The 13,982-nt window shown below is 73.3% G+C and carries 3 protein-coding genes; all 3 read left to right on the forward strand.

The features are described 5' to 3' along the window. Nucleotides 1-90 precede the first annotated feature (90 nt). On the forward strand, nucleotides 91-6,396 hold the full coding sequence (locus FNH05_RS17055) for a non-ribosomal peptide synthetase (RefSeq protein ID WP_186382584.1): 6,306 nt from the start codon (nucleotides 91-93) through the stop codon (nucleotides 6,394-6,396). Beyond that, nucleotides 6,393-11,033: a non-ribosomal peptide synthetase gene (locus FNH05_RS17060; protein ID WP_144589377.1), complete on the forward strand. Its 4,641-nt coding sequence runs from the start codon at nucleotides 6,393-6,395 to the stop codon at nucleotides 11,031-11,033. Before FNH05_RS17055 ends, FNH05_RS17060 begins: the two co-directional genes overlap by 4 nt. After that, on the forward strand, nucleotides 11,030-13,982 hold a 2,953-nt coding region (locus FNH05_RS17065; protein WP_144589379.1), incomplete at its 3' end, for a non-ribosomal peptide synthetase. The genes FNH05_RS17060 and FNH05_RS17065, both read left to right, overlap by 4 nt.

Consider the following 13,982-nt stretch of genomic DNA (forward strand, 5'->3'; position numbering starts at 1 on the left):
GGCCGCCTACGTCGTCGCGGAACCCGACACGACCGTCGGCGATCTGCGCAACCACTGCGCGCGGCACCTGCCCGACTACATGGTCCCGCCGTGATCATTCCGCTCGACGCCCTGCCGGTGACCCGCAACGGGAAGGTCGACCGTGCCGCCCTGCCCGCCCCCGGAACGGCCGTCGCCGCACCGGCGGACGAAGCGCCGTCGCGGCCGAAATCGCGGACCGAGAAGACGCTGGCGGCCATCTGGGCCAAGGTGCTCGGGGTCGAACGGGTGGGCCGCGACGACGATTTCTTCGCCCTCGGCGGCGATTCCATCCTCAGTGTCCAAGTGGTGGCCCGCGCGACGCAGGCCGGGCTGCCCATGACGCCGAGGCAGCTCTTCGAGCACCGCACGGTCGCGGAGCTGGCCGCGGTCCTCGGCGAAGGCGGGACCGGGGGGCAGACGGCCGTGCCGCAGGAAACGGTGACCGGAGCGGTGCCGCCCACCCCCGTCCAGCGGTGGTTCCTCGATCAGGACCTGACCGCACCGCAGCACTTCACCCAGTCCCTGCTGGTGCGTCCGCGCACGCCGATCGAACCCGGGACGCTGGAAACCGCGATCGAGGCGCTGACGGCTCACCACGACGCGTTGCGGCTGCGGCTGCGCCGCCTGGGCGAAGGCTGGGAACTGGACAACGCCGGGCCCGGCACCGGCGGCCCGCTGCTCACCACCGTCGACCTGACCGGGACACCCACGGCCGAGCGGACCGCCCGGCTCACCGAGATCGCCACCCGGGCGCAGGCCGGTATCGACCTCGGCTCCGGCCGCCTGCTGCGCGCGGTCCTCTTCCGGCTCGGCGAGGAGGGCGACCGGCTGCTGCTCGTGGCCCACCACCTCGGGGTCGACGGCGTCTCGTGGCGGATCCTGCTCGAAGACCTCGCGACGGCCTGTGCGCAGGCGGACCGGGGCGAGCCCGTCCGGCTGCCCGCGAAGACCACGTCGTTCCGGGAATGGGCGCGCCGGCTCGACGCCGAGCGGCCCACCGGGGAAACCGCCCACTGGGTGGACACCCTCACCGGCGGCGGGCTGACGGTGCCGCGTGACCACCCCGGTTCCCCGGCCGACAACACCTACGGCGCGACGGAGTCGGTCACCGTCACCCTCGGCCCGGAAAGGACCAGGGCGCTGCTGCGCTCGGGCGCCACGCCCGGCCACGCGACGCCGCAGGACCTCCTTCTCGCCGCCCTGGGCCGGACGCTGACCGAGTGGACCGGCGAGGACCGCGTGGTGGTCGACGTCGAGGGCCACGGCCGCGTGCCGAAGTGGGACGACGTCGACCTGTCCCGAACGGTCGGCTGGTTCACCACCATCCATCCGGTCGCGTTGCCCGCCACGCCGGGCCGGCCTGCTACGGCCGCCCTGCGCGAAACACGGGCCCGGCTGGCGCGGACCCCGGGCGACGGCCTCGGTTTCGGGCTGCTGCGGCACACCGCCCCGCTGCGCGGGCTGCCCGGCCCGGAGGTCTCGTTCAACTACCTGGGTCAGGTGGACCAGTCCTTCGACGGGGATTCGCCCTGGCTGCCCGCGACCGGGCAGACCGGCCCGCACCAGTCCCCAGTGGACCGGCGCCCCTACGTCCTCGACGTCGTCGGGCTGGTGAGCGAGGGCAGGCTGCGGCTCCGTCTCCTCTACTCCACCCGGCTGCACCGGCCCGGGACCGCCCGGCGGCTCGCGGACCGGCTGCGCGACCACCTGGCGGAGCTGGTGACCGGCGCGGGCCGCGCGGCCGTGCCCGCGGACTTCCCGCTCGCGGACCTGGACCAGGCCGCGCTCGACCGGCTGATCCGCGATGTCGATGTCGACGGCTCCGTCGACGGCTCTGTCGACGGCTCTGTCGAGGACATCTACCGGCTTTCGCCCATGCAGGAGGGGATGCTCTTCCACACGCTGAGCGCGCCGGGGCGCGGTGACTACCTCGTCCAGGTGGCGGGCACGCTCCGCGGCGCGCTGGAACCGGACCGGTTCCGCGCGGCCTGGCAGGCGATCGTACGGCGGCACGCGGTGCTGCGGTCGTCCCTGCGGTGGGACCGGCTGGACCGCCCGGTCCAGCTGGTCCACCGCGAGGTGACACCCTCGCTGTCCGAGTTGGACTGGCGCGGGACGCCCGGCCGGGAGGAGGCGCTGGCGTCCTTCCTCGCCGAGGACCGTGCCCGCGGCTTCGACCTGGCGAAGGCTCCGCTCGTCCGGCTCACCCTGATCCGGCTCGAAGACGACGTCTGGCACCTGGTGTGGACCCAGCACCACATCCAGGCCGACGGCTGGTCGATGCAGCTGATCCTCAAGGAACTGTTCGCCGGTTACGAGGCCGCGCGGCGGGGGGAGCAACTCGCGCTGCCCCCGGCACCGCCGTACCGCGACTACATCGCCTGGCTCGACCGGCAGGATCCCGCGCGGGCCGAAGCGTTCTGGCGCGAGAGGCTGAGTGGCTTCTCCGCGCCGACTCCCTTGCCTGTCGAGAAGAATTCGCGCGGGCCCGCCACCGGCTACGCGGTCGAGGAGATCCGGCTCCCCGAAACCGCGACCGCGGACCTCGACCGGCTGGCCCGCGAGCACGGCCTGACCCTGAGCACCCTGGTCAACGCCGCGTGGGCGCTCCTGCTGGCCCGGCACAGCGGGGAGGACGACGTCGTCTTCGGGGTGACGGTCGCGGGCCGCCCGCCCGGGCTGCCCGGCGTCGAGACCATGGTCGGGCTGCTCATCAATACCCTGCCCGCGCGGGTGCGCACCGCCACCGGGCAGACGACGACGGAGTGGCTGCGCGGGTTGCACCAGGAACTGGTCGAGGCTCAGGACCACGCGTACCCGTCGCTGGTCCAGATGCGGGGCTGGAGCGACGTGCCGCGCGGGCAGAGCCTGTTCGACAGCATCGTCGTCTTCGAGAACTACCCCGTGGACGAAGCCACCGGCGACGGGCTGTCCGGGATCGAGGCCGAGCAGGTCCACGCCGAGGAGCAGACCAGCTACCCGCTGACCCTCACCTCCGCGCCCGGACGGCGCCTGCTGCTTTCGCTCCTGTACGCCCGTGACCGCTACACCGCGGCGACCTGCCGCCTGCTGCTGGCCCGGCTGCGGCACCTGCTGGCCCGGATGGCAGCGGCCCCGCACCGGCCGCTGAGCGAGCTTTCCCTGGTGCCGGCCGCTGCGCGGGAAGTGCCGATCACCGCAGGGAATCCACCCGCCGCCCTGGCGTCCGCGCCGGATCTGCACCGCCTCGTCGAACGGCATGCCGACCGCACTCCGGACGCCATCGCCCTCGTCTGCGGCGAGCACCAGGTCACCTACCGCGCGCTCAACGCCCGCGCCAACCGGCTCGCCCGCCGGCTGCGCGCCCGCGGCGTCGGTCCCGAGGTGCGGGTAGGTCTCCTGCTCGACCGGTCCCCCGCGCTCTTCACAGCGCTGCTGGCGGTCCTGAAGGCGGGCGGGGCCTATGTGCCGATCGACCCCGGTCACCCGGCCGACCGGCGCGCGTACCTGATGGCCGACGCCGACGTGGCGTTCGTGCTCGACGACGAGGCCGTGCACGCGGGCGACCTGCGCGGCGAAAGCCCGGAAAACCTGCCGGACACCGCCGTCGCGGACAATCTCGCCTACGTCATCCACACCTCCGGGTCGACCGGCACCCCCAAGGGCGTGCAGATCACCCGGGGCAATCTCGCCGGGCTCGCCTCCGCGTGGCTGGACGCCTACGCGCTCTCGGCCGCCGACCGGCATCTGCTGATGGCGGGAGTCGCCTTCGACGTCTTCACCGGCGACGTCACACGCGCGCTCGGCTCCGGGGCGACACTGGTCGTCTGCCCCCGCGAACTCCTGCTCGAACCGCCCGCGCTCGCCGTGCTGCTCGACGAGCAGCGGATCACCTTCGCCGAATTCGTCCCCGTGGTGCTGCGGCATCTCGCGGCGGAACTGCGCCGCACGGGACGCCGTCTCGACGCCATGCGGGTGCTCGTCAGCGGCGCCGACCGGTTGTCCACGAAGGACTACGCGGAGGCACGGGCGGTCGCCGGGCCGCGAACGCTGGTGCACAACTCCTACGGCGTCACGGAAACCACCATCGAGAACACCTTCGGCGGTGTCCCGGCGGAGGGCGACGACACCGTCCCGATCGGCGGGCCGGTGGGCAACACGCGGGTGTACCTGCTGGACCGCAACGGCCATCCGGTACCCCCGGACGTGCCGGGTGAGCTCTACCTCGGCGGGAGCTGCGTCGGACGGGGTTACCTCAGCAGGCCGGGGCTGACCGCCGACCGGTTCGTCCCCGACCCGTTCCTCGGCGCGGGCGCCCGGATGTACCGCACCGGCGACCGCGCCCTGCGACGCGCGGACGGCGGGCTCGAGTTCCTCGGCAGGCTCGACCACCAGCTGAAACTGCGTGGTTTCCGCGTCGAACCCGGCGAGATCGAAGCCGTCCTCGTCACGCACCCGGCGGTGGAGGCCGCGGTGGTGACCGTGCGCGGCGAACGGCTGACCGCCTACGTGATCGCGGAACCCGGCGCAGACCTCCGCGCCCACTGCGCGGACCGGCTGCCCGCCCACATGGTGCCCGCGGTGTTCACCCCTCTTTCCGGGTTCCCGTTGTCCCCCAACGGCAAGGTCGACATCGCCGCCCTGCCGGAGCCGCGGGTGACGGCCGACGAAACCGAACACGTGCCGCCCGCGACGGCCGCGGAGTCGGCACTGGCCGAGGTCTGGTCGGCCGTGCTCGGCGTCGAACGCGTGGGAGCGGAGGACAACTTCTTCGCGCTCGGCGGGGATTCGATCGTGAGCCTCCAGGTGGTCGCGCGCGCCAGGGCCGCGGGCTGGGTCGTGACGCCGAAGCAGGTGTTCGAGCGGCCGACCCTGCGCGGGCTCGCGGCGGTGGCCGAACTCGTCGTGTCCGCACCGGCCGCCGAGCAGGGTGAGGTGACCGGGCCGGTGCCCCTCACCCCGATCCAGGCCGGATTCCTGGCCGAATCGGCCACGGCACCCCACCACTACAACCAGGCCGCGGTGTTCCGGGCGCGGGGCCCGGTCCAGCTCGACGCGCTGGAGCGGGCGGTGCGCGCGCTCGTCCACCAGCACGACGCGCTCCGGCTCCGGCTGGTGCGGGCCGCCGGCGGCTGGCGGCAGGACCAGGCGGGCACGGCGGGGATGCCCGCACGGCTCGTGCGGGTGGAGGATCTGCGGGACGTGCCCGAGGCGGAGCGGACCGCGGAGATCGAACGACTCGCGGCGCAGGCACAGGCGAGCATCGACCTCGGTGCGGGGTGCCTGCTCCGCGCGGTCTACTTCGACCTTGGTGACGGCGTGCCCCCACGGCTGCTGCTGGCCGTGCACCACCTCGCCGTCGACGGCGTTTCGTGGCGGATCCTGCTGGAGGACCTCGAACTCGCCTACCGGCAGGCGCGCGACGGCAGCGCCGTCACCCTCCCGCCGAAGACCACCAGTTTCCGGGCCTGGGCCCGGCAGCTCCACGAACACGCCCAGGGCACGGAGACCGGGAGCGAAACCGGGTACTGGCTGGCGGCCGCACGGGCCGGCGAGGAAACCGGATTCGCCGTCGACCTCCTGCCCGAGGGCGGCCCGGCCGAGGCCAACACCCGCGCGGACGCCGCCACGGTCACCGTGTCGCTCGACGCGGAACGGACCCGTGCGCTGCTGCGCGAAGTCCCGGCGGCCTACCGGGCCCGCATCGACGAACTCCTGCTGACCGCCGTCGCAACCGCGCTCACCGCCTGGCTCGACGAACCCCGGGTGCTGGTCGACCTCGAAGGACACGGACGCGAGGATCTCGGCACCGGCGCCGACCTCTCCCGGACGGTCGGCTGGTTCACCTGCCTCTACCCGGTCCTGCTCGAGCCCGTGCCGGACGACCCCGCCGCGAGCCTGCGCCGGGTCACGCAACGGTTGCGGCGGGTACCACGGCACGGCATCGGTTTCGGCCTGCTGAAACACCTGCGCGGGGATGACCCGGCGGTCGCGGAACTGGCGGAACTGCCCCCGGCGGCCGTGTCGTTCAACTACCTCGGCCAGTTCGGCCAGACCTTCCGCGGCGAGGGGCTGTGGGAGCCGGGCGAGGAGTCCGCGGGGCCCGGCGCGGATCCACGGGCACCGCGCTCACACCTCCTGGAGATCGACGCCGTCGTGCTGGCCGACGAACTGCGGTTCACCTGGACCTACAGCAGTCGCCTGCACCACGAGGCGACGATCGCCGCGCTGGCCGGGCACTGCCTGGAAGTCCTGTGCGCGCTCGTCGACGGTCATGACGAGCCCGGCGCGGGACAGGCCGCGCCCGCCGACTTCGACGGGCTCGACCTCGGCTCCCGCGAGCTGACCGAACTGTTGTCCCGATTCGACTCGCCCTCGACGGGAAGGCCGTCATGACATCGCCGGTGGAGCACATCTACCCGTTGTCGCCGCTGCAGCAGGGGATGCTCTTCCACGCGCTCTACACGCCGGAGAACGACGTGTACGTGGAACAGGTCAGCTGCCGCTTCGACGGGCCGCTGGACACCGCGGCGTTCCGGCGGGCCTGGGAGCGGCTGCTGTCGCGGCACCCCGTGCTGCGGACCTCGTTCCACGCCATGGACAGCGCCCAGCCCGTGCAGGTGGTCCACCGCGAGGTGACGCTGCCGTGGACGGAGGAGGACTGGCGCGACGTCCCGGCGAGGGACCGGCCGGCCCGGATCGAGGCATTCCTCCTCGAGGACCGCGCCCGCGGGCTCGATCCGGCCCGGCCGCCGCTGCAGCGGTTCACCCTGCTGCGGCTGGACGAAAAGGTCCACCAGTTCGTGTGGACCCATCACCACCTCCTGCTGGACGGCTGGTCGGTGCCGCGAGTCCTGCGGGAGCTGACCGCGCTCTACGCCGGGCAGGACGCGACGCTGCCCGAGCCCCGCCCCTACCACGACTACATCACCTGGCTGAGGGAGCGGAACCAGGCTGAGCTCGAAACCTTCTGGCGAGGCAGGCTCGCGGGCTTTTCGGCCCCGACACCGCTGCCGTTGGCCGAGGACGTCTCCCCCGGCGCTCCGGCGGCCCTGGACTTCCGGACCCGGGGCATCGACCTGCCGAGCGGGCTGACCGCGGGCCTGGACGAGCTGGCCCGGACCCACGGGCTCACGCTCGGCTCGCTGGTGCAGGCGGCCTGGGCGGTGTTGCTGAGCCGGTACGGCGGCACCGACGACGTCGTCTTCGGCATGACGGTGTCCGGCCGCCCGCCGGACCTGCCGGGGGTCGAGGACATGGTCGGCCTGTTCATCAACACCCTGCCGGTGCGGGTCCGCGTCGCGCCGGACATGCCTGAGATGTCTGAGATGTCTACAGTGGACTGGTTGCGTGAGGTGCAGGCGCAGCTGCTCGAACTGCGGCAGTACGAGCACACGCCCCTGGTGCTGGCACACGGCTGGAGTGACGTCCCCCGCGGGGTTCCGCTGTTCGAAAGTCTGGTCGTGGTCGAAAACTACCCGGCGGGCCCCGGCTCGGACGACGCCTTCGCCGGGGTGTCCGTCACCGATGTCCGATCCACCGAACAGACCAACTACCCGCTGACGCTCGTCGTGGTGCCGGGGCGCGAGCTGCGGGTGCAGGTGATCCACGACATCCGCCGGTTCGGCGAGGAGGCCGCGCGGAAACTGCTGTCGGGAATGGAAAACCTGCTCGCGGCGATGGTCGCGGACCCGGCGGCTCCGGTGGCCGCGCTGTCCCCGGTGCCGGACCGGGACCGCGACCGGCTCGTGGCCGGCTGGCGGCACACCCGCACGGTGTATCCGGGTGAGCGGAGCCTGCACGAGTTGTTCACCGCGCAGGTCGCCCGGACGCCCGACGCCGTGGCGCTCACGGACGGGGACCGGCAGCTGACCTACGCGGCACTGGCATCGAAAGCGGCACGGGTGACCGGCGCGCTGCGCGGCCTCGGGGTGCGAACGGGCGACCGGGTCGGCGTGTTCCTGGACCGCTCGCCCGGCTGCGTGACCGCCCTGCTCGGCATCGTCGGCGCCGGAGCCGCGTACGTGCCGCTGGATTCGGCCGCTCCCCCGGACCGCATCGCGTACCTGACGACCGACAGCCGGGTGGACGTGGTGGTCACCGACGAGGCGTCGCGGCCCCGGCTGTCCGCCCCGGTTTCCGTGCTGTGCCTGGACGATCTCGGCGAAACGCCCGCGACCGAGGAGGCACCGGTCCCAGGCGGCGAAGCGCTCGCGTATGTCATGTACACCTCCGGCTCCACCGGCTCCCCGAAGGGCGTGGCCGTGCCGCACCGCGCCGTCATACGGCTGGTGTGCGAGACCGGCTACGTTTCGCTGCGGCCCGACGACCGGGTCGCGTTCGCGTCCAACACCGCCTTCGACGCCGCGACCTTCGAGGTGTGGGGCGCCCTGCTCCACGGGGCCGCGCTCGTCGTCGTGCGCAAGCCGCAGGTGCTCGATCCCGTCGCCTACGCCGCCCTGATCCGGCGGCACGGGCTGACCACCCTGTTCATGACCACCGCGCTCGTCAACCAGGTCGCCGCGGCGGCACCGGACGCGTTCGCCCCGATGCGGCAGGTGCTCTTCGGCGGCGAGGCGGTGGACCCCGCCGCCGTGCGGGAAATCCTGCGTGCCGGGCCGCGGCGGCTGCTGCACGTCTACGGGCCGACCGAATCCACGACGTTCGCCACCTGGCACCTCGTGCGGGAAGTCCCGGGAGGCGCGGTCACGGTGCCCATCGGGCGGGCGCTGGCCAACACGACCGCGTACGTGCTGGACTCCGCGGGCCACCCGGTCCCGCCGGGCATCACCGGCCAGCTGTTCCTGGGCGGTGACGGCCTGGCCCACGGCTACTGGGACGACCCCGCCCGCACCGCCGGGCGATTCCTGCCCGATCCGTTCGCCGGAGTGCCCGGGGCCAGGATGTACCGCACCGGCGACCTGGTCCGCACCCGTGCCGACGGCGCGCTGGTCTTCGCCGGGCGGACGGACGACCAGGTCAAGCTGCGGGGTTTCCGCATCGAACTCGGCGAGATCGAGAGCATCCTGCGTGCGCACCCCCGGCTGTCCGAGGCGGTCGTGCTGCTCCGTGAGGACGTCCCCGGCGACAAACGTCTCGTCGCGTACACCGTCCCCGGCGACGTCACGGCCGCGGAGTCGCGTGACTGGTGCGCCCAGCGGCTTCCCGGCTACATGGTGCCCGCCGGGTTCGTGACCTTGGACGCGTTTCCCTTGAACGCCAACGGGAAGATCGATCGCCGGGCCCTTCCGGCTCCCGGGGGCGAGCCCGGGCCCGGCGACGCCGGTCACACGCCCCCACGGCCGGGCCTGGAGGAGCTGATCGCGGGTCTGTGGGCGCAGGTGCTCGGCGTGCCGCACGTCGGACGCGACGACAACTTCTTCGCGCTGGGCGGGCATTCGCTGGTCGCGACCCGGCTCCAGACCCGCCTGCGGACCGCACTGGCGGTGGACGTCCCGCTGCGGCTCGTCTTCGAAACCGCGACGCTCGCCGACCTCGCCGCGCGGGTCGGTCTCCTGCTGCGGGAGCACGCCGACGGCGAGCCGATCGCCGAACTCCCGCCCGTGACACGGGCCGGGCGCGACGTGCCGTTGCCGCTGTCCTTCCCCCAGCAGCGGCTGTGGTTCCTGGAGCAGTGGGAACCCGGTACCCCGCTGTACCACATCTCCGGCGCCGTCCGCCTGCGCGGACCGCTCGACGTGGCCGCGTTCCGGCGGGCCTGGCAGGCCGTGGTGGACCGGCACGAAACCCTGCGGACGCACCTGGCCGCCACCGGCGGCGACGAACCGGGACAGCTCGCGGTGCCACGGCTCGCCGCGTCCGTGCCGGTGATCGACCTCGGTGACACCGGGGAAGAGCACCTCCGGCGGCTGGTGACACTGGCCGCGCGCACGCCGTTCGACCTGATGGCCGGGCCGCTGTGGCGGGTCCTGCTGCTGCGGTGCGGCCCGGACGAGCACGTGCTCACGATCTGCCTGCACCACCTGATCGCCGACGGCGAGTCGATGGCGGTGCTGCTGGCCGAGCTCGGCACCGGGTACCGGGCCGCGCTCGGCGGCGAGCGCGGCCCGGCAACCGCGCTGCCCGCGCTGCCCGTGCAGTACGGCGATTTCGCCGCCTGGCAACGCGAATGGCTCACGGGCGAACGGCTCGAGCCGCACCTGGCCTACTGGCGACGGCAACTCGCCGGACTGAGCGGCACCAGCCTGCCCACCGACCGGCCGCGCTCCCCGGCGGCCGGGCTCGCCGCCGCCACCGAGTCCGTCCAGCTCTCGTCCACTGTGGACGCCGGGGTGGCAGAACTGAGCCGTCAGGAGGGCGTTACGACGTTCATGGCGCTCTTCGCCGCCTTCTCGGTGACCCTGGGCCAGACCCGCGATCTGGCTCAGGTGGTCGCGGGCACTCCGGTCGCCAACCGCACCCGGACGGAACTGGAAGGCCTGATCGGTTTCTTCGTGAACACCCTGGTGCTCCGGCTCGACCTCGGCGGCGACCCGAGCTACCGGGAGCTGCTGGGCCGCGCCAGGGAGGTCTGCCTCGGGGCCTACGCGCACCAGGCGGTCCCGTTCGAGCGGGTGGTGCAGGAGCTGGCCCCGGAACGCAGCACGAGCCACCTGCCGCTGTTCCAGACCTGGTTCGTGGTGCAGGAAATGCCACCGGTGGCCGAGACCTTCCCCGGGATGCGCCTCGAACCGCTCGGCGAGTCCGGGCAGCTGGCCCGGTACGACCTCCGGCTCGACGTCCAGCGGTCCGCCGACGGGCTGCGCGGGGTGTTCGAGTACCGGAAGGACCTGTTCGAGGCGGCCACGATGGCCCGGCTCGCCCGGCGGTTCGGCCGCACGCTCGAAACGGTGCTCGCCGATCCCGACGTCCGCCTGACGGCGCTGGCCCGCAGGCTGGACGAAGCCGAGGCCGAACACAGGCACGCCCGCCGCACCAAGGTCACCCTCGCCAGCATGCACCGCCTCCGGACCGCCCGCAGGGAGGCCGTCCTCGAGCCGGGGACCGAACGTGAGCAAGGAGATTCCGCATGACCGCCATCGAGGGATACCGGCTCTCAGCGCAGCAGCGGAGGGTGTGGCACCCGCACACCGCCGCCACGGCCGTGACCTGGTGCGTGGTCCGGCTGCCGGACGAGTGCCGGCCCGCGGCGCTGCGGGACGCGCTGAGCCGGTCGGTCGCGCGTCACGAGATCCTGCGGACCGTCTTCCGCCGCGTGCAGGGCGTGGACGTGCCGCTCCAGATCGTCCTCGACGGGCACGGCACTCTCGCGTTCGAGGTCCGGGATCTGCGTGGCCTGCCCGTCGAGGAAAGGGAAGAACGGTTCGCGGCGCTGCGGGAGGAGTCGCGCGCCCGCACGTTCGACCTCGAGCACGGCCCCACCGTCTACGCGACCATGGTCCTGCGGGAGGAGGGTGACCGGCTGCTGCTGGCCGTCCCCGCGCTGTGTGCCGACGAGGCGTCGCTCGGAAACCTGGTGCGGGAACTGGCGGAGCCCGGGCCACCGTGCGGCGAAGAACCGCTGCAGTACGCCGATTTCGCGCAGTGGCAGGAAGATCTGCTCACCGACGCCGAGTTCCAGGTTGAACGGGAGTTCTGGCTCGGACGTCCCCGCGGCGGCGGGGAGCTACCCTTCGCCAAGCCCCACGACGGCGCGTCCAGGCCGGAGTACTTCGGGGTCGGCCTGCCCGCCGAACTGGTGACCGGCCTGCGTGAGCTCGCCGCCCGGCTCGACGTCGACCTGCCGGTGCTGTTCCTCACCGCCTGGCATCTCCTGCTTCGCGGGATCACCGGAAGGGCGGACCTGGCGATCGGCGTCTGCCACGCCAACCGCGGGGCCGAAGAACTGCGCGGCGCGCTGGGCCCCTACGCGAAGTACCCGCCGTCCACGGCCAGCCCAAAGACCCACACGACGTTCGCCGATTTCGCCCGGCAGGTCCAGGCGGAGCTGCGGGAGACGGCCGAGGTCGAGGCGTACTTCGATCCGGCGGCCTCGCCGTCCGCGATCGCGGGCTTCTCCTGGCACGCCTTCGAATCCGAGCCACCGGGCATGGTGCTCGAAGCCGCCGACGCGGCCACCGAACGTTTCCCGGTGCGGCTCGCCGGCAGGGAGACCGGTGCGGAGCTCCACGTCGAGCTGCGCTACGACGCCGGCGCGTGCGAGTCCGCCGCGCTGCCGGTCCTTTCCGGACAGTTGCGGACCCTGCTGACCGCGGCCGCCGCCGCACCGGAGGCCCCCGCGCGGACGCTGCCGCTGGAATCCGGCGGGGAACCCCGCGCGGCCGCCCGGCCTCCGGCCGGCGTCCCGGTCCATCGCCGGTTCGAGGAGCAGGCCCGGCGGGTACCGGGCCGGGTGGCGGTGCGGGACGCCGAGCGGGAGCTGACCTACGCCAGGCTCGACGAGCAGGCCGGCCGGCTGGCCCGCCTCCTGCGTGAGGGTGGCGGGGGTACCGAGGTGCGGGTCGGCCTCTGCGTGGATCGCTCGTGTGACCTGGTCGTCGGGCTGCTCGGGATCCTGAAGAGCGGCGCGGCCTACGTCCCGCTCGACCCGGAAACGCCGTCCGCCCGCCGCCGGCTCGCCCTGGATGAGGCGGGCGCAAGACTCGTCGTCACGCTGTCCCGCCATGCCGCGGACTTCGCCGAGCCGGGACGGACGACCGTCTGCCTGGACGCCCTCCCGTCCGGCCCCGGACCGGAAGACGGCCCGGCTGTGCCCGGCGGGAACGCCGACGACCGCCTGGCCTACGTCGTCTTCACCTCCGGTTCCACCGGAACGCCGAAAGGGGTGGGCGTCAGCCACGCCAACCTGGCGAGCTACACCACCAGCATCGTCGCTGCCCTCGCCCTGCCCGACGGCGCTTCCTACGGCTTCCTCTCCGGTGTGGCGGCGGATCTGGGCAACACCACGCTGTTCGCCGCGCTGTGCACGGGCGGCACGCTGCACCTGCTGCCCAGCGACTACGGCACCGATCCCGCGCAGCTCCGGCCGGTCGACTGCCTCAAGGTCGTGCCCACGCACCTGCGCGCGCTGCTGTCCACTGTGGACGCCGCGTCCGTGCTCCCCACCACCTGTCTCGTACTGGGCGGTGAGGCACCCGACGGCGACCTCGTCGACACGGTCCACCGGCTCGCTCCCGGCTGCCGCGTCGTCAACCACTACGGGCCCACCGAAACCACCGTCGGCGTCCTCACCCACGAGATCACGGCGCACCGGCGTCCGGTCCCCCTCGGGTCGCCCCTCCCCCACAGCGACGTCCACCTGCTCGACGCCGAGCTGCGCCCGGTCCCGACCTGGGCCGAGGGCGAGCTCCACGTCGGAGGCGCCGGGCTCGCCCGCGGCTACGTCGGCCGCCCCGCGCTCACCGCCGAACGCTTCGTCCCCGACCCGTTCAGCGACGTCCCCGGCGCGCGGATGTACCGCACCGGCGACCGGGCACACCGCGACACCGACGGCGAGTTCGTCTTTCGCGGCCGCGCCGACGACCAGGTCAAGATCCGCGGGCACCGGGTCGAACCGGCCGAGGTGACCGTCGTCCTGCGCCGGCACGCCGCCGTCCGCGACGCCGCGGTGCTGCCGCGACAACACGACGACGGCACCCGGCTGGTCGCCTACGTCGTGGCCGAACCCGGCACCACGGCCACGGCTCTGCGCGAGCACTGCGCCCGCCGGCTGCCCGACCCGATGGTGCCCGGCGCTTTCGTGACGCTCGGCGAACTGCCCCGCTCCGCCAACGGCAAACTCGACCGCGCCGCGCTCGCGGAACTGGACCCCGCCAGGGTTGGCCCCGAAACTCCTTACACAGAGCCGGAAAACGAGACCGAAAAGGTGCTCGCCGACCTCTGGGCACAGGTACTGAACCTGGACCGCGTCGGCCGCGACGACGACTTCTTCGCCCTCGGCGGTGACTCCATCCTCGGGATCCGGGTCGTCGCGCGTGCCGCACAGGCCGGGCTGCTGCTCACCCCCAAGCTCCTGTTCTCCC

Origin of the sequence: Amycolatopsis rhizosphaerae (assembly GCF_007713715.1) — a bacterium.
GTDB classification, from domain to species: domain Bacteria; phylum Actinomycetota; class Actinomycetes; order Mycobacteriales; family Pseudonocardiaceae; genus Amycolatopsis_E; species Amycolatopsis_E rhizosphaerae.

Coding starts and splice junctions, on each gene's coding strand:
- FNH05_RS17060 (WP_144589377.1), top strand. CDS start 6,393: ATGACATCGCCGGTGGAGCACATCTACCCGTTGTCGCCGCTGCAGCAG.